The organism is Pseudomonas sp. RSB 5.4, from assembly GCF_037126175.1.
In the GTDB taxonomy this organism is placed as follows: domain Bacteria; phylum Pseudomonadota; class Gammaproteobacteria; order Pseudomonadales; family Pseudomonadaceae; genus Aquipseudomonas; species Aquipseudomonas fluorescens_H.
On sequence record NZ_CP146986.1, the window covers coordinates 2,127,790 to 2,145,829 of the forward strand.

Consider the following 18,040-nt stretch of genomic DNA (forward strand, 5'->3'; position numbering starts at 1 on the left):
CACCCCATCGGGGATAAATCCCCTCACCACAAAACTGTGTAAATCCAGAACAGAGTGAAGCCTGAACATACCGGAGCTACGGATTACACGCGGCATATATTTTTTAAGGTCTGAAGCAACAAACTTACTAATTTATCTATCCCGGGCCTTTGCACATGATCGCTTCAACAAGAAATGCGCCGTCCGTGTCGGCGCTTACCGAAGTACGTCCACGTACTCATCCTTGCCTTGGAGTTCGTCATGTCCACCTCTGCAACAACGTCCGCCCCGCTCATTGAAAAACACACGATAGGATACGTGCCCCCCGAAGATCGCCACGGAAAGGTCAGGGATCTGTTCACGCTGTGGTTCGGCGGCAACATCGCGCCGTTGCCCATCGTCACCGGCGCGCTGGGCGTGCAGTTGTTCCACCTGAACCTAGTCTGGGGCATCGTCGCGATTCTGGTCGGCCATCTGGTCGGCGGCGTGCTGATGGCGCTGCACTCGGCGCAAGGCCCGCAGATGGGCATTCCGCAGATGATCCAGAGCCGCGCGCAGTTCGGCTCGCTCGGCGCGCTGCTGGTGGTGCTGATTGCCGGGGTCATGTACATCGGCTTTTTCGCCTCCAACATTGTGCTGGCCGGCAAGTCGCTGCACGGCGTGGTCGACAGCGTGCCGGTGCCGGTCGGCATCGTCATCGGCGCGTTCGGTTCGGGGATCATCGGCATCATCGGCTACCGCTTCATCCATGTGCTCAACCGCATCGGCACCTGGGTGCTGGGGATCGGCATCGTCGTCGGTTTCGGCTACATCTTCACCCATATTCAAACCGATGACTTCCTCACCCGCGGCAGCTTCAACCTCTCCGGCTGGCTCGCCACTGTGTCGCTGGCCGCGCTGTGGCAGATCGCGTTTGCGCCGTACGTGTCCGACTATTCGCGTTACCTGCCGGCCGACGTAAAAGTCTCGTCGACGTTCTGGACCACCTATCTGGGGTCAGCACTGGGTTCAAGCCTGGCGTTCATCTTCGGTGCCGTTGCCGTGCTCGCGACCCCGGTGGGCATGGACACCATGGATGCGGTCAAGCTCGCCACTGGCTCGATCGGGCCGCTGATGCTGGTGCTGTTCCTGCTCAGCGTAATCAGCCACAACGCCCTCAACCTGTACGGCGCAGTGCTGTCGCTGATTACCCTGGTGCAGACCTTCGCCTACCGCTGGATCCCCACCGCGAAAAGTCGTGCGGTGATCTCGATCATCGTCCTGCTGGCCTGCTGCTTTGCCGCCGTCGGCGCCTCGAAGGACTTCATCGGCCACTTCGTCGACATGGTGCTAGTGTTGCTGGTGGTGTTGGTGCCGTGGACCGCGATCAACCTGATCGACTTCTACGCCATTCACAAAGGCAAGTACGACATCCAGTCGATCTTCCAGGTCGACGGCGGCATCTACGGACGCTACAACCCGCAAGCGCTGCTGGCCTACGCGATCGGCATCGCGGTGCAGATCCCGTTCATGAACACCCCGCTGTACGTCGGCCCAGTCTCGGCGCACATCAACGGCGCGGACCTGTCGTGGCTGGTCGGGCTGCTGGTGACTTCGCCGCTGTACTTTTGGCTGGCGAGTCGTGACAGCGCCTATCGGCGGCGGACGATGGGTGGGAAGCTGATGGGCAGTCTCTGAGCTTGATTCGATGTAAAAAGAAGGCCTGCCGCTGTGCGGGCCTTCTGCGTTTTGGTGTGGTATTTGTTGAGTTTCTACAGGTACCCACGAGAAAGGGAAAACTCATGCTGCGAATTCTGGGCAAGGCGTCATCGATCAACGTGCGCAAAGTGCTGTGGACCTGCGCCGAACTGCAGATTCCGTTCACGCGTGAGGATTGGGGATCGGGCTTCAAGCCTACTGATACGCCGGAGTTTCTAGCGCTCAACCCTTGCGCGATGGTGCCAGTGATTCAGGACGACGATTTCACGCTGTGGGAATCGAACACGATCATTCGTTATCTGGCGGGAGCCTATGGCGGCGCAGGCCTCTACCCCATAGAGCCGCGAGCTCGTGCGCGGGTCGATCAGTGGATCGACTGGCAGGCGTCGGAGCTGAACCGCTCGTGGTCGTATGCGTTCATGTCGCTGGTGCGCCAGTCGCCGGATCATCAGGACAGCGCCGCGTTGGCCAACGGCGTCGAGCAATGGTCGAAGACCATGGGCATCCTTGATCAGCAGCTGGAAAAGACGGGCGCTTACGTCAGTGGCGAGCAGTTTTCTCTCGCCGATATCCCCATCGGGCTGTCGGTCAACCGCTGGTTCGAAACGCCGCTCGCGCATCCGGACTATGCCGCCGTCAGGGCGTATTACGAGCGTCTGAGTCAACGCGAAGGCTTTCGCCTGTACGGCAGAAACGGTACGCCATAACGAAAAAACCTCTGGTTCCCGATCACGGAACCAGAGGTTTTTATTGGCCTGAACCCTAGATCAGGCCGGAACACCCAGAATGATGTGCGACGCCTTGATCACCGCCGTGGCGCTCACACCCTTGGCCAGACCCAGCTCGGCAACGGCATCACGGGTAACGATCGAATAAACCTTCGAACCGCCCGCCAGCTCGATCACCACTTCCGCATTGACCGCACCGTCGGTGACGCTCAGCACTTTGCCTTCCAGGCAGTTACGCGCCGACAAGCGAATGTCGCTGGATTCGGTCATCAGCATCACCCACGGCGCCTTGACCAACGCAACAGCTTCCTTGCCAACGGCGATGCCAAGGTTCTTGATGCTTTCCATGGTCACGACGGCAACCAGTTGCTCGCCCCCGGCCAGGGTCAGAACCACTTCGGCGTTGACCGCACCGGCCTGCACCTGGCTGACGTTGCCTTTGAATACGTTGCGTGCGCTGACTTTCATGACGGGCTTCCTTTTTTGACTTTAGAGTTAGGAAAAACGGCCTGCATCATCAGAGTTAGCGTTATGTAGAAACAACTACAGCGCTGCGCTCTGTTGTCACACTTGCACTGTGCAAACACCTGTCGAGCAACAATAGATCAGATCAGCAGGTCTTCATAAAACGCGCCGAACGGTCGCTGCGGGTGGGCGATCTGGATTTCCAGAATCCACACCCCGGCATTTGGCGTCTGCTCGAAATCGCCGAGATTGCCGCCGCGATGGATCGCATGAGGGAAATCGCTGACGCGGTGGCCCTTGATGTCGAGATTGAGTTTCCAGCCCATGGCTTCGGCCTGATCGCTGGCGTAACGGTACAACTCGACACCGCTCACGCCTTGGCGCCATAACGCCTCGACGCGCTTGAACAGCTCTTTGGACGCCGCTGCACAGGCGATCATTTCCGGATCGGATCCGGTGGTGAAGGTTTCGCCGGCATCGCCTTCGTGCCCCTGCCAGACCACGCCCATGTCGATGAAGAAAATATCGTTCTCACCGAGTACCGGATCGCCTTCGGAACGTTCCCTGAACGCCTTCAGCGTGTTGGCGCCAAAGCGGATCAGCAGCGGGTGCCAGATGCGGTCCATGCCCAGTTCGGCGAGGATCTGTTTGCCCTGTTCCTGGGCTTCGGATTCACGCATGCCGGGCTTGATCACCTTGGCGATGGCATCAACGGCGTTCCAGGTCAGGTCCTGCGCATGGCGCATCGTTTCCAGCACAAACCGCTCACCGACTGCTTCTTTACCGCTCAGGGCTGCACTCATGTCCTTGTCCTCATGGCTACGCTGTATAGTTTTTTATATTGCGAAACGCCGATCAAGATACAGCCATGACACAACGTGTCAATTACTCTTCTGCGCGCACCACGCCGCGCTCCTCCAGCAAACGCACGAACATGCTCAAGCTGCGCGACACCGTGCCCCGGCGCCACACCAGCCAGGTGGTCAGATAGCGAAAGTCCGCCGCCAGCGGCCAGACGCTGACCGTCGCGCTGCCGGGCATGCTCTGCAGCATTTTGCGCGGCATCAACGCCAGCCCGGCTCCGGCGCTGACGCAGGCGAGCATGCCGTGATAGGACTCCATCTCGAAGATCTTGCCCGGCACGGCGGCGTCGGTGCTGAACCATTTTTCGAAGTGATGACGATAGGAGCAGTTGGAGCGAAACGCATAGATGTTCTCGCCGTTCACATCCGCCGCGCGCTGCACCGGCGCGTGATTGAGTGGCGCGATGATGACCATCTCTTCCTCGAACGCTGGCACGCCTTCGAGCGTTGGATGCAACACTGGGCCGTCGACAAACGCAGCGGCCAGACGCCCAGAAAGTACGCCGTCGATCATCGTCCCGGATGGCCCGGTGGACAGGTCCAGATCGACTTTCGGGTGAAGCTGGTTGTACGCCGCCAGCAGCTCAGGAATGCGCACCGCTGCGGTGCTTTCCAGCGAGCCGAGGGGAAACGCGCCCTGCGGCTCTTCACCGGCGACCGTGGCCCGCGCTTCCTGCACCAGATCGAGAATGCGCCGGGCGTACTCGAGAAAACTCCAGCCGGCCGGCGACAGGCGCAGACGGCTTTTCTCGCGGATGAACAGGTCGACACCCAAGTCCTGCTCCAGCTGTTTGATCCGCGTGGTCAGGTTCGACGGCACGCGATGGATGTGCGCCGCCGCAGCGCTGATGCTGCCGTGCTCGGCAACGGCCTTGAAGATTTCCAGCTGCACCAGATCCACAATCATTCTCCAATCGTGAAAGAAACGATCTTTATTATTCAGTTTCCAGAAAACAAACGCCACCCTACTCTAGGCCCATCCACTGAACTCGCAGGACGACGCCATGAGCCAGATTTCCAGCCAGACCCACGCCATCTCGATCAACCCTGCTACCGGCGAGCAGGTCGGTCACTACGCCTTTGAATCGGCGCAAGCCCTCGACGCTGCGCTGACCCGCGCCGCATTCGGTTTCTCGAAATGGAAACGCAAGCCGCTGCAGGATCGCTCCCGCGCCTTGACCGCCCTTGCCGGCGCTCTACGCGAAACTGCCGAAGCCATGGCGACCATGATCACTTTGGAAATGGGCAAGCCGATCGCCCAGGCCCGTGGCGAAATCGAGAAATGCGCCAAGCTTTGTGAGTGGTACGCCGAAAACGGCCCGGCCATGCTCGACGCCGAACCGACCCAGGTTGAAGGCGGCAAGGCGCGTATCGAGTACCGACCGCTCGGCCCGATCCTCGCGGTGATGCCGTGGAACTTCCCGATCTGGCAAGTGCTGCGCGGTGCCGTTCCGGCGCTGATCGCCGGCAACACTTACGTGCTCAAGCACGCGCCGAACGTGATGGGCAGCGCCTACCTGTTGCGCGACGCGTTCAAGCGCGCCGGTTTCGCCGATGGCGTGTTTGAAGTGATCAACGTCACCCCGGAAGGCGTTTCCAGCGCCATCGCCGACCCGCGCATCGCCGCCGTAACCCTGACTGGCAGCGTGCGCGCCGGTATGGCCATTGGTGCCCAGGCCGGTGCCGCGCTGAAGAAATGCGTGCTGGAGTTGGGCGGTTCCGACCCGTTCATCGTGCTCAATGACGCCGATCTCGACGAAGCGGTGCAGGCTGCCGTCGTCGGCCGCTACCAGAACTCCGGCCAGGTCTGCGCCGCGGCCAAGCGTCTGATCATCGAAGAAGGTGTGGTCGAGGAGTTCACCCGCAAATTCGTTGAGGCCACCCGTCAATTGAAAGTCGGTGATCCGCTGTCCGCCGACACCTACATCGGCCCAATGGCGCGTTTCGATCTGCGTGACGAACTCGACCAGCAAGTGCGCGACACCCTCGAAGAAGGCGCCACCCTGTTGCTCGGCGGCGGCAAGGCCCAAGGCCCGGGCAACTACTACGAGCCGACCGTGCTGGCCGATGTCACCGACCGCATGACCTCGTTCAAACAGGAACTGTTCGGCCCGGTCGCCTCGATCATCACCGCCCGCGATTGCGCCCACGCCATCGCCCTGGCCAACGACAGCGACTTCGGCCTGACCGCGACGATCTACACCGCCAACGTGCAACTGGCCCAGCAGCTGACCAGTGAACTGGAAACCGGCGGCGTGTTCATCAACGGCTACTCCGCCAGCGACCCGCGCGTGACCTTCGGCGGCGTGAAGAAAAGCGGTTTCGGCCGCGAACTGTCGCACTTCGGCGTGCGCGAGTTCTGCAACGCGCAGACCGTGTGGCTGGATCGCAAATAAGCCATGAAAAAGCCCGCAAGTGTTTGTCGCGCTTGCGGGCTTTTTTGTGCGTGCTTAATTATTAAAGATACTTCAGCCAGGCAATATCGCGGCGCCGCGATTTCAGCGCGGAAAACCAGCGCACCGCCGGGTACAGCGCAACCGCCAGCAGCACCGATACCAGCCAGATTGCCGGCACCGAGTCGAATCCGAAATGGCTACCCTGATTCAGTCCGAACAGCGCCAGCGCCATCAGGTACAGCACCTTCAGCACGTACAGGTGCAGCAGATAGAAGAACATCGGCGCCGAACCGAAGACCGTCAGCCAGCGAATCCAGCGGCGCGTCTGCAGCCGCTCGAACGTCAGCAACAACAGCAATCCGACGCTCACCGTCAGGGAGATGAATAGCAGCGATGGCGGGTACTTGGTGATGTTGAAAAACGCCATCAGCGTTTGCACGGTCGAGTCTTCAACCGCCCAAGGCTTTTCGCCGTATCCGTTGAGCAGCCGCAGCCCGACGAAACCCAGCAGTCCGGCAATACCAGCCAACAACAGACACTGCTGACGAACTCCGGCGTCGGCCGCACGGGCGAACCACGGGCCCAGCGCATAACCCAGACCGATCACGCCGATCCACGGCAACAGCGGATACGAGGTGCGCAAACGCAGGTTGTCGCCGGCGTCGATCCAGCCGCGGTCATGCAGAATCGCCCATGGCACATGCAGTGCCGACTCCGGCGCGAAATGCAGCCCATCGAGCAGGTTATGCCCGGCAATGATCGCCAGACTCAGCGTCAGCAGCAGCCAGCGCGGCAGCCAGACCAGCAGCGACAACGCGATCATGCTCAAGCCAATCGCCCAGATCACCTGCAGATAGATCACGCTCGGCGGCAACTGAAACGTCCAGGCGAAGTTCACCAAGGTGAATTCCAGCACTACCAGAAACAGCCCACGCTTGAACAGAAAGGCACTGACATCGGCCTTGCCCGCGTACTTCTCGCCAAACAGCCACGCGGACAGTCCGGTCAACAGCACGAACACCGGTGCGCACAGATGCGCCAGCGTGCGACTGAAAAACAACGCCGGCTCGGTGCTGGCGATGTCCATCGGGTCGGTCACCTGGCGGTGCAACAGAAACGTTTCACGCACGTGATCCAGCAGCATGAACAGAATGACCAGACCGCGTAACGCATCAATGGACAGCAAGCGGCCGGTCGGCGGCGGGTTGGAACGGGCACACACAATCGTCATGGAGATTTCGCCAACGAGTAAATGAATCAGGGGATCGCAACCGCACGCCCCGCCAAAAATTCGCGTTACTCTATAACATTAAAAGTCGATTCCCAACCCAAACGACATTTGCCCAATCACGTCAGGCTTCTATAGTGATCAGGCGCCCTGTGCCCTTTGCGCCTGCCGTCGAGCGTTGCCCATGACCTCAACCGAACACCTGATCATCTGCGAGCATTGCGATTGCGTGTACGAAAAAGTCGCGCTCGGCAAACACCAGAAAACCCTCTGCGTACGTTGCGGCGGCGTGCTGCAGCGCTATAACGGCTTGACCGTCGAGCAGCGGCTGGCCTTGAGTTTCACCGCGGCGATGCTGTGGCTGTTCGCCAATTTCTACCCGGTGATGAGCATCAGCATGAAGGGTTTGAAAAACAGCGCGACGCTGTGGGATTCGGTGCTGGCGCTGAGTCAGGGACCGATCACCTTCATGGCGATGGTCGCGGCGATCTCGATCATCATCGCCCCGGCGTTTCAACTGGTGCTGTTGATCTGGGTGCTGAGTTTCGCCCTGTCGTCGCGCCGCGCGCCGGGCTTCAAGCTGTGCATGCGCTGGTTGGAAACCCTGCGTCCGTGGAGCATGCTCGAAGTGTGTCTGCTGGGGGCGATGGTCGCGGTGTTCAAACTGGCCGGGCTGCTCGATGTGCTGCCGGGTATCGGCCTGTTTGCCCTGGCCGTGTTGAGCCTGATGATGATCCGCATCGCCGGCCGCGATATTCGTGACTTGTGGGACATTCTATGAAGCGTCCAGCGACCGCCAGCGAACTGAATCTGTGCCTGTGCCACAGCTGCGGGCTGGCCTGCGACATGACCGACGAGCCGCACCAGTGCCCGCGCTGCGACGCGCCGTTGCATCGGCGCAAGACCAATTCCCTGGCGCGTACCTGGGCCTTCCTGTTTGCCGCGCTGGCGTTTTATGTGCCGGCCAATCTGCTGCCGGTGATGAACACCATGATGCTCGGCAACGGCGCCGACAGCACGATCATGAGCGGCGTGCTGGAGTTCTGGGAGGGCGGCGCGTGGGACATCGCGCTGATCATTTTCATCGCCAGCATCGCGGTGCCGGGCATCAAGTTCGTGGCCCTGTCGCTGCTGCTGATCACCGTGCAGCGCGACAGCGGCTGGGCGCGCCGTGAGCGCTCGAAGCTGTACCGTTTCGTCGAGCTGATCGGCTACTGGTCGATGCTCGACGTGCTGGTGGTCGCGCTGGTCGCGGCGCTGGTGAAGTTCCAGGCGCTGGGCGATATCGAACCACGCCCGGGCATCCTGTTTTTCGGCATGGTGGTGGTGTTCACCATGCTCTCGGCGATGAGTTTCGACCCACGGCTGATCTGGGACAACGCCGCGGACGACGAAGCGTTCAGCGACGTACCACTTCAAGCAGCACCTGCAACGGATGGCGCAGCGCCCGATCCGACTGGCGCTTGACCTGACTGCGGCACGAATAACCGGTGGCCAGTGCTTCGCCCTGCTCCGCCGGTGCCTCGACCTGCCGCGCCCACGATTGCTCATAGATCACCGCCGAAGTTTCGCGGTTGCGCGCTTCATGGCCGTAGGTGCCGGACATGCCGCAGCAACCGGTGGCCTGCGTCGCCAGTTTCAAGCCGACCCGTTCGAACACTTGCTCCCACTGACGAGTGGCGGCCGGCGCGTTGGTTTTCTCGGTGCAATGCGCCAGGAGCCGGTATGCATTTGCCGATTGGTTATTCACCTGCTCCGGCATCACCTTGAGTAACCATTCCTGTACCAGCGCGACTTCCGGGCATTGGTCCATGCCGGGCACTTTCAGGTATTCCTGGCGATAGACCAGCGTCATCGCCGGATCCAGCCCCAGCAGCGGCACGCCGAGATCGGCCAACTCGCGTAGCTGCTGCGCATTGCGCAACGCCGCGCGGTTGAACGCCGAGAGGAAGCCCTGCACATGCAGCGGCTTGCCGTTGGCGCTGAACGGCGCCAGATAAACCTGATAGCCCAGCCGCGAAATCAGCTCCAGCAGATCCGCCAGCAGCGGCGCTTCGAAGTAACGGGTGAAGGCATCCTGCACCAGCACCACACCGCGCTCGCGCTGGGCCTGGGTCAGCGTCGACAGCGTGGCAACCGTCGCCGGCTGCACCTTCCAGCGGCGCATCGCCGCGTGGAAATCAAAGCGGCTGAGCAATGGCACATCGACCATTCCACCGAGACGCTCCAACTGTTGGCGCACGAATGAAGCGCCCATCAAACCGTTGTACAGCGCCGGAATTCGCGCCATGTACGGAATGCTGTACTCCAGCGAAGCAATCAGATAATCCCGCGCCGGGCGCAGATAACGGCTGTGATACAACTCCAGAAACCGCGAACGAAACTCCGGCACGTTGACCTTGACCGGGCATTGCCCCGCGCAGGATTTACACGCCAGGCATCCGGCCATGGAGTCATACACCTCATGGGAAAAATCTGCGTCCTGCGCGCGACTGTTGCGCCAGCGCATCCACAGGTTGCGGAAAAATGCCGGACGGCGGATCGCATCGGATAGCACATCGACGCCCGCCTCGCCCTGCAACCGCAGCCATTCGCGGATCAGCGAGGCGCGGCCCTTGGGTGATTGCGCACGCTCGCGGGTGGCCTTCCATGACGGGCACATGGCGTCGTCGGGATCAAAGTTGTAGCAGGCGCCGTTGCCGTTGCAATGCATGGCCGCGCCGTAGCTCTGCCAGACCTTTTCGTCGATCTGCCGGTCGAGTTCGCCGCGCAGGGTCACTTCGTCGATTTTCAGCAACGCCGCAGCGGTATTGACCGGGGTGGCGATCTTGCCCGGGTTGAACTGGTTGAACGGGTCGAACGCAGCCTTCAGTGCCTGCAACGCCGGGTACAGCTCGCCGAAGAATGCCGGCGCGTATTCCGAGCGCAGCCCCTTGCCATGTTCGCCCCACAACAGGCCACCGTAGCGTTGGGTCAGCGCGGCGACACCGTCGGATACCGGACGCACCAGCGCCGCTTGCTGCGGATCCTTCATGTCGAGAATCGGCCGCACGTGCAGCACGCCAGCATCGACGTGGCCGAACATGCCGTACTGCAAGCCGTGGCTGTCGAGCAGTTCGCGCAACTCGGCGATGTACTCGGCCAAGTGCTGCGGCGGTACCGCGGTGTCTTCAACAAATGGCTGCGGCCGCGCTTCGCCGGCAACGTTGCCGAGCAGGCCGACGGCGCGCTTGCGCATGCCATAGACCTTGTTCACCGCCGCTTGGCCGACCGCCAGCGTATGGCCAAGGCGTTCGACCGTGGTGTCACTGCTCAAGTGCTCAAGGAAGGCTTGAACCCGGTGCTGCAGATCTTCAGGATCGTCGCCACAGAACTCCACCAGGTTGATCCCCAGCGTCGGCCGCTCGGCACTTTCCGGGAAGTATTCGGCGACGCCGTGCCAGACGATGTCCTGCATCGCCAGCAGCAACACCTTGGAATCCACGGTTTCAATCGACAGCGGCTTGAGCGCCATCAGCGCCCGGGCATCGCGCAGCGCATCCATGAACCCGGCGTAGCGGATATTCACCAGCATCGTGTGTTTGGGGATCGGCAGTACGTTGAGCTTCGCCTCGACCACAAACCCCAGCGAGCCTTCAGCGCCGCACAACACGCTGTTGAGGTTGAAACGCTTGTCGGCCTCGCGCAGGTGCGCCAGGTCGTAGCCGGTCAGGCAGCGGTTGAGATCGGGGAAGCGCTGTTTGATCAGCTCGCCCTGCTCGTCAATGATCTGCCGCGCACAGCGATAGACTTCACCCACCCGATCTTCACGGGCGCACAGCGCTGTCAGGTCGTCTTCCGCCAGCGCGGCGCCGTGCAGGCGTTCACCGCCGCGCAGGACCATGTCGAGTTCCAGCACATGGTCGCGGGTCTTGCCGTAGGTGCAACTGCCCTGGCCGCTGGCGTCGGTGTTGATCATGCCGCCGACGGTGGCGCGGTTGGAGGTCGACAGTTCCGGGGCGAAAAACAGCCCGGCGGATTTCAGCGCGGCGTTGAGCTGATCCTTGACCACCCCGGCCTGCACTCGCACCCAGCGCTGCTCGACGTTGATTTCCAGAATGCGGTTCATGTGCCGCGACAGGTCGACGACGATGCCGTCGGTCAGCGACTGGCCGTTGGTGCCGGTCCCACCGCCACGCGGGGTAATCACCACTTGCTGATACGCCGGCTCGGCGATCAGCCGTGCCACCCGCGCCACATCCTCCGCATCCTTCGGAAACACCGCCGCTTGCGGCAGACGCTGGTAGATCGAGTTGTCGGTGGCGAGCACTACGCGGCTGGCGTAATCGGCACTGATCTCGCCACGAAAACCACTGGCTTTCAGGGCGTTGAGGAACAGTTGGTAATCAGTGGTCAATGCAGCGGCGGGTGACAGCTGGGCAATCATCGGTGAGGAAATCTCGGTCAAAATCGGGCCGTGTGGCGGTGAACAGTTGTGCGCAATGAATGATTGCGTCACGCTCCCGCCATCTCATGGTGCTTATGTTCATTGCTTGGCGCCGTCGGGACAAACGTAAAATCGACCCGCAATCCATGACTAAAACGAATGAATCCGCGAACCCTCACCCCTTCGATGTCGTTATTGCTGGCCTTCGAGGCTGCCGCACGCCATGAAAGCTACACCCGCGCCGCCCACGAACTGTCGCTGACGCAAAGCGCGGTCAGCCGTCAGGTGCAGATTCTGGAAAAGATGCTCGGCATGCGCCTGTTCAGCCGCGAAGGTCGGCAAGTGGTGCTGACCGACGTCGGGCGCATGTATCAGCGTGAACTGGCCGAAGCCCTCGGGCAGATCCGCAGCGCGACCCTGCAGGCCATGGCGTTCGGTTCAGGCATCCACAGTTTGCGTCTGGCGACGCTGCCGACCTTCGGCTCCAAATGGCTGTTGCCGCGACTCAAGGACTTCTACACCGCGCACCCCGGCATGACCGTGCACTTGCACTCACGGATCGAAGCGATTGACTTCGACACCAGCGAGATCGATGCGGCGATCTGTGTCGGTGCGGGAGACTGGCCGGGCTTGAGCGCCCTGCCCTTGCACACTGAAGAACTGGTTGTGATTGCCAGTGCGCAGTTGTCACTGACCGAACGCGACGAAGCCGAACAGCACATCGCCGGGCAGTTACTGCTCAACGTCAGCAGCAATGCCCAGGCCTGGGCGGAATGGTTCTCGCATCATGGCTTGCCACACCGCAGCATGCGCATCGGCCCGAGCTTTGAAATGACTTCGCACCTGATCCAAGCGGTGCGGGCGAATATTGGCGTCGGGCTGGTGCCGCGGATTCTGGTGGAGGATGAATTGCTTAACGGCGAGCTGCTGCAACTGGGGAAGCCGATCACCAGCCAGCGCAGGTATTACCTGGTGTATCCGCCGCGCAATGAGGCGTTACCGTCACTGAAAGCGTTCAGGGACTGGTTGGTGCATACGCTCTGAACAGCAGCACTGCTTTTTCAAAGGTGGAGGCGCACTCGGCCCTCTCAACAGTGGACTATCCAACGGTTTTCCGTCTGGCCCAAAGAACAGGTGTTCATATTTCTTGGGCATTGGTTGTGGTGCTCGGGCGCTCATAATCAATCCTCTGATGCCGGGCTGAACTCAACCCATTTAACCTTCGCGGAATCTATCAACAAATATTCGGCGCCAAAAGGCGCCACTTTGCCATCTTCGTGCAGCCAACGCGGCTTATGGATCACGAACTGGCCGTTGGCTGATTCCGGCGGCCACTCGGCCGGCCAGCCAAGAACGCGCCTTTCGTCATGCAAATGCAGGGTGATGAGCCGATCAAATTGCGCGAATGCGCAGAACCATTCGCTTGGGTAAGAAGATTGTTTCGTTACGTTTCTGCTACGCAACCATCCATGCAACTTGTCATTGGTCGCTAAAAAACAGGACAGCAATCCAAGTACCAGCGAACAAAAGAATGCCCATGACGTCTGCGCCTTGCCATCCCATATTCCTACAGAAAATCCCTTCGTCCCCACATACAAAAAGATCACGCCAATACCTGTTACCACCCCATGAATCACAAACGTAAAAATCAACGCCTGCACAATCTGCCCAAAGGTGTCAGGCCGCTTGAACGAAGTGAGCGTGTAAAAAATCCAGGTAGAAACAAATCCGGGAATCAGATACTGCAACAGCGGAATAACTTCCTTGACCAGATCATCCATGATCCGTGGCTCCTTGAAAGACTTGCCGGCCCGATAAGTGACCGGCAATCAAAGCCTAGCGCACGCTGAAAAAATGCCGCCGCGCAACTGTCACAGCGCATTACGCCAGCCGCTAAAACCTACGCATCCTGCAAAATCAGATCAGCGCCCTTCTCCGCCACCATCAGCACCGCCGCATGCGTATTGCCCGAGGTCACGTTCGGGAAGATCGACGCATCGACAATTCGCAACCCGGCAAGGCCATGCACCTTCAGACGCTTGTCGACCACCGAAGTCTGCTCATCCGCCCCCATCGCGCAGGAACCACAGAGGTGATAGATGGAGCCACAGTTGTCGCGGAAGTACTGCAACATCTGCTCGTCGGTTTCCACTGCCGGTCCCGGCAGGACTTCATCAACGGTGATGCTCTTGAGCGCCGGGGCGTTCATGATCTTGCGCATCAGGCGACTGCCCTGGATCACCTCGTCAATGTCCTTTTGCGTGCTCAGATAGTTCGGATCGATCAGCGCCGGATCACGCGGATTCTTCGACGCAATTTCGACGTGGCCGCGACTGGTCGGCCGGCACGGGTTGAAGCACAGCAGGAAGCCCGAATACGGCTCCGGCTTGAGGCTGGCCTTGTTGTTTTTCGGAATCTGGTACGACAGCGGGTTGAAGTACAGCTGCAAATTGGGATGCGCCTGCTGCGCGTTGCCACGGAAGAAACCGCCCGCCTGATTGACGCTCATGGCCAGCGCGCCCTTGCGGGTCAGCAGGTATTTGATGCCGAGTTTGAGCTGGCCGAACAGCGAGCTCAGTTCATCGTTCAGCGTTGGGATATTGGCTTTGTAGTAGTAGCTCACGCACAGGTGATCCTGCAGATTCTGCCCCACTGCCGGCAGGTGCCTGACCAGCGGGATCTGGTGCTTTTCCAGCAACGCGCGATCAGCCACGCCGGACAATTGCAGGATTTTTGGCGTGTCGACTGCGCCGGCACACAGGATCACTTCCTTGCGCGCGGTGAACGTCCGCACCACACCATGCTGGGTGATCGAGATGCCTGTGGCGCGCTGCTGCGTCTCGTCAAACAGTACGCGATCGACCAATGCGTAATGCTCGACGGTCAGGTTCGGCCGGCTCAGTGCCGGATGCAAATGCGCGAAGCTGCTGGAGCAACGCTGGCCGTTTTTTGTGTTGACGTCGTACAGGCCCGCGCCTTCGAATTTTGCCCCGTTGAAATCGTCGCTGCGCGGGTAGCCCAACTCTGAACAGCCCTCGAGGAACACATCGCAAATCGGGTGAGTCTGGCCCTTCATCGGAGTGATGCTGATCGGGCCGCTGCCGCCGTGGTATTCGCTGTCACCCAGCGGATGGTTTTCCAGTTTACGGAAGTACGGCAGCACGTCCTTGAAGCCCCAGCCGTCGTTACCGGCGGCCGCCCAGTCATCGAAGTCATGGGCCTGACCGCGCACGTAAATCATCGCGTTGATCGAACCCGAACCGCCCTGCACTTTGCCGCGCGGGGCGTAGATTTCGCGATTGCCCAACTGCTTCTGCGGCTGGCTGTAGTACATCCAGTTGAAGGTCGGGTTGTAATACATTTTGGCGAAGCCGACCGGGATCCTGAACCACAGCGAGCTGTCCTTGCCACCCGCTTCCAGCAGCAGCACCGTGTATTGCCCGGAGGCCGAAAGCCGATTGGCCAGCACGCAACCTGCTGCGCCGGCGCCAGCGATGATGTAGTCGTATGTCATGCACGGTTACCGCGTAAGTCGTTGTACAAAAAATCGGATGAGCAACGCATGTCCCCTGTGGGAGCGGGCTTGCTCGCGAAAGCGGTGTGTCAGGTTCACAAATGTCAGCTGACCGAGCGCCTTCGCGAGCAAGCCCGCTCCCACAATGGGCCTCTGTCAGCCCTTGGCCGGCGAGGTGTCTTTGACGTCAACCGGAGTCGGTGCCATTTGCAGGTGCAGGCGCTCGCCGGTGTACGGCGAATGCTTGCGCACCACGTCCATGTTCAGCTCCACGCCCAGCCCCGGCTCGGTGGACGGGATGATGTAGCCGTCCTCCCACTGCAGCGGCTTCTTCAGGATCTCGGCGTGGAAGCCGCCCCAGGTCTCGATGCTTTCCTGAATCAGGAAGTTCGGTGTGCAGGTCGCCAACTGGAAACTCGCCGCCGCGCCGATCGGGCCGTTGTAGAGATGCGGAGCAATTTGCGCGTAGTAGGCCTCGGCCATGCTGGCGATCTTCTTCGCCTCGAGCAGGCCGCCGCAGCGAGCGACGTTCATCTGCAGAATCGACGCGCCGCCGGCCTGCAGCAGCTTGAAAAATTCGTACTTGGTAGTCAGGCGTTCGCCAGTGGCAATCGGAATGCTGGTCTTGGCCGCGACTTGCGCCATGGCCTCTTCCTGCCCCGGCGGCACCGGCTCTTCGAACCACAGCGGGTCGTACTTTTCCAGGCGCCTGGCCAGACGGATTGCCGACGACGGCACCATCTGCCCGTGAGTCCCGAACAGCAGGTCGCACTGGTTGCCCACCGCTTCGCGGATCTTGCGACAGAAGGTTTCGCAGCGTTCCAGCACCTGCAGCGAGATCTGGTGCCCGGAGTACGCGGTATATGGGCCGGCCGGGTCGAACTTCAGCGCGGTGAAGCCTTTGTTCATGTTCTCGACGGCGCATTCAGCCGCCAGATCCGGGTCGTCGTAGTCGTATTCGCCACGGCTGTTGACCGGGTACAGGTAGGTGTAGGAACGCAGGCGTTCGTTGACCTTGCCGCCGAGCAACTCGTAGACCGGTTTGTTCGCCGCTTTGCCGATGATGTCCCAACAGGCCATTTCCAGACCGCTGACCACGCCCATCATGGTCAGGTCGGGACGCTGGGTGAAACCGCTGGAATAGGCCTGACGGAAGAAGCGTTCGATGTGGTGCGGGTCATGATTGAGCAGGTAGCGCTCGAACACGTCTTCGATGATCGGCAGCATGGCTTTGGGGCCGAACGTCGCCGCGTAGATCTCGCCCACGCCTTCGATGCCGCAATCGGTGTTGAGCTTGACGAACAGCCAGTACATGCCGCCGATGTGCGGTGGCGGAACGGCGACGATATGGGTTTCAAGGGCGATGATTTTCATGTCAGGCACCTGCTTTATCTGAAGTTTTGCGATTAATTCGGGCACGCAGGGTCACGGCAGCCAGGGTGCCGATCAGACCAACGGAGGCGATGTAACCGAAGTACAGCTTGTAGCCGAGGGCGCCGGGGAAGTGCTCGGTGAGGTAGCCATTGATCAACGGGATGAAGGCATCCGGCATGTAGCCGACCACCGAGACGATGCCGATGGCCAGGCCGGTGATGCGCAGCGGAATGTTGCAGCTGTCGAGAATCGCCCAGTACAGACCGCGAATCGCGTAAGTCATCAGGCCAATGAAAATCACCGTGGCGATCAACAAACCCATGCTGTTGAGCGCCGGGAATACGATCAGCCCGACAATCGCCAGACTCGCCAGCAACAGCGCGACGATCAGCACCGAGATGTTCGAGAACTTGTCCCCCAGCCAGCCGCCACCGATGCCGCCGATGGGGCGCATCCACAATTTGATGGTGGTGATGGTGCCGGCCATGACCGCGGTCAGGCCGCTGCCTTGCAGGTAGTCCGAGAAACTGTAGGTCGCCCAGAAGATGTGATAGCCGCAGAACACGATGGCGGTGACCAGCCACAGCTCAGGAATCTTCACCAGGGTCGCCAGATCGGTGAGCAGGTTGAACTTGCCCTTCTCCACCGGCGGCGTGTCCGCCATCGACTTCGGATCCTTGATCAACACCAGCACACAGCCGATGGCGATACAGGTGAAGGCGTAGAGATAGACCACGTGCCTGAAGCCTTCGGCAGTGGACTCACCACGGGTTTCGGTGGCGAAGGCAAACAGCGCCAGGGCAACCGTCGCCAGCAACGCCTCGACCAGCCCGCGACCACCGTCGAGGATGCCGAAAAAGCGCCCTTGCTCGGTATGGTGAGCAATCATCTTCACCCGCTTGAGCACCGAGGCCCAGAAGGTCAAACCGGTGGTCAGGCCCCAGCAACCGAAGATGATCATCAGCCCGGTCATCGATGGCGCCGTCGAATACCACAGGCCTAAAGCGCCGGTCGCCACCAGCGAGAAGAAAATCAGAAAGCGCGGCGCAATGCGATCCGCCAACCAGCCGCTGGGCAAGTAGCTGAGGAGGAAAATCGTGCCGAGCATCGAGTACAGATAGCCCAGTTCACTGTGGTTGATCTGGAACACTTCGAGCATCGTGGTCTGGTAGACCTGACGCAGGTACAGAATCGGGTAGATCGCACCGGCGGCCAGCACCAGCAACATCAATTGGAAATAGCGACTTCCCTTGTCGCTCCGGCTTTTCACAGCCGAGTTGGAACCCTGAACAGCGGCAGCAGAGGATGCATGCTTGGACATTGAAGTGACCTCGGGCAACCCGTGCTCCGGGCGCCCCTGATAATTGTT

Annotated in this window: 15 protein-coding genes; 6 read left to right on the forward strand and 9 right to left on the reverse strand. The window is 60.5% G+C overall.

All coding sequences use genetic code 11. The annotated features are described in order from the left end of the window. Positions 1–240: 240 nt before the first annotated feature. Both V9L13_RS09335 and V9L13_RS09340 read left to right on the forward strand, forming a co-directional pair. On the forward strand, positions 241–1,656 hold the full coding sequence (locus V9L13_RS09335) for a cytosine permease (RefSeq protein ID WP_103484163.1): 1,416 nt from the start codon (positions 241–243) through the stop codon (positions 1,654–1,656). Between the two features lie 104 nt (positions 1,657–1,760). Further along, positions 1,761–2,384: a glutathione S-transferase gene (locus tag V9L13_RS09340; protein WP_338802299.1), complete on the forward strand. Its 624-nt coding sequence runs from the start codon at positions 1,761–1,763 to the stop codon at positions 2,382–2,384. Between the two features lie 60 nt (positions 2,385–2,444). On the opposite strand, the gene V9L13_RS09345 is transcribed toward V9L13_RS09340, so the two are convergent. From V9L13_RS09345 to V9L13_RS09355, 3 genes are all read right to left on the reverse strand, one after another. After that, entirely contained in the window at positions 2,445–2,873 is a 429-nt protein-coding gene (locus tag V9L13_RS09345; RefSeq protein ID WP_262143537.1) for a TOBE domain-containing protein, read from the reverse strand. A gap of 137 nt (positions 2,874–3,010) precedes the next feature. Then, positions 3,011–3,673, reverse strand: a complete 663-nt coding sequence (locus V9L13_RS09350; protein ID WP_338802301.1) for a M24 family metallopeptidase — start codon at positions 3,671–3,673, stop codon at positions 3,011–3,013. Between the two features lie 82 nt (positions 3,674–3,755). Next, a complete protein-coding gene (locus tag V9L13_RS09355; protein ID WP_262143608.1) occupies positions 3,756–4,634 on the reverse strand; it encodes a LysR family transcriptional regulator in 879 nt (292 codons plus the stop codon). Positions 4,635–4,737: 103 nt separating this feature from the next. Between V9L13_RS09355 and V9L13_RS09360 the strand changes: the two genes are divergently transcribed. Further along, positions 4,738–6,129 (forward strand): aldehyde dehydrogenase family protein, encoded by a 1,392-nt coding sequence (locus V9L13_RS09360; RefSeq protein ID WP_338802302.1) that lies wholly within the window; start codon positions 4,738–4,740, stop codon positions 6,127–6,129. A 61-nt stretch (positions 6,130–6,190) separates the two neighbouring features. Here V9L13_RS09360 and V9L13_RS09365 read toward each other — a convergent pair whose 3' ends face one another. Continuing rightward, positions 6,191–7,360, reverse strand: a complete 1,170-nt coding sequence (locus V9L13_RS09365) for a DUF1624 domain-containing protein (RefSeq protein ID WP_338802303.1) — start codon at positions 7,358–7,360, stop codon at positions 6,191–6,193. Positions 7,361–7,541: 181 nt separating this feature from the next. Between V9L13_RS09365 and V9L13_RS09370 the strand changes: the two genes are divergently transcribed. Continuing rightward, positions 7,542–8,138, forward strand: a complete 597-nt coding sequence (locus V9L13_RS09370; RefSeq protein ID WP_201137323.1) for a paraquat-inducible protein A — start codon at positions 7,542–7,544, stop codon at positions 8,136–8,138. Further along, the gene (locus tag V9L13_RS09375) at positions 8,135–8,824 is read left to right on the forward strand and encodes a paraquat-inducible protein A (protein ID WP_338802304.1); all 690 of its coding nucleotides are present in this window, start codon (positions 8,135–8,137) and stop codon (positions 8,822–8,824) included. The genes V9L13_RS09370 and V9L13_RS09375 overlap by 4 nt, the downstream gene beginning before the upstream one ends. Here the strand turns inward: V9L13_RS09375 and V9L13_RS09380 are convergent. After that, entirely contained in the window at positions 8,757–11,783 is a 3,027-nt protein-coding gene (locus V9L13_RS09380) for an FAD-binding and (Fe-S)-binding domain-containing protein (RefSeq protein WP_338802851.1), read from the reverse strand. The genes V9L13_RS09375 and V9L13_RS09380 overlap by 68 nt on opposite strands. Positions 11,784–11,942: 159 nt before the next feature. Here V9L13_RS09380 and V9L13_RS09385 point away from each other — a divergent pair, with 159 nt between their 5' ends. Then, on the forward strand, positions 11,943–12,827 hold the full coding sequence (locus V9L13_RS09385) for a LysR substrate-binding domain-containing protein (RefSeq protein ID WP_338802305.1): 885 nt from the start codon (positions 11,943–11,945) through the stop codon (positions 12,825–12,827). A gap of 137 nt (positions 12,828–12,964) precedes the next feature. Here the strand turns inward: V9L13_RS09385 and V9L13_RS09390 are convergent, their stop codons facing one another. From V9L13_RS09390 to V9L13_RS09405, 4 genes are all read right to left on the reverse strand, one after another. Next, a complete protein-coding gene (locus V9L13_RS09390) occupies positions 12,965–13,564 on the reverse strand; it encodes a DUF6338 family protein (protein ID WP_338802307.1) in 600 nt (199 codons plus the stop codon). 119 nt (positions 13,565–13,683) lie between these two features. Continuing rightward, a complete protein-coding gene (locus tag V9L13_RS09395) occupies positions 13,684–15,297 on the reverse strand; it encodes a GMC family oxidoreductase N-terminal domain-containing protein (RefSeq protein ID WP_338802309.1) in 1,614 nt (537 codons plus the stop codon). A gap of 156 nt (positions 15,298–15,453) precedes the next feature. Then, entirely contained in the window at positions 15,454–16,671 is a 1,218-nt protein-coding gene (locus V9L13_RS09400; protein WP_338802311.1) for a mandelate racemase/muconate lactonizing enzyme family protein, read from the reverse strand. Position 16,672: 1 nt separating this feature from the next. After that, positions 16,673–17,992 (reverse strand): MFS transporter, encoded by a 1,320-nt coding sequence (locus V9L13_RS09405; RefSeq protein WP_003225899.1) that lies wholly within the window; start codon positions 17,990–17,992, stop codon positions 16,673–16,675. Between the last annotated feature and the right edge of the window lie 48 nt (positions 17,993–18,040).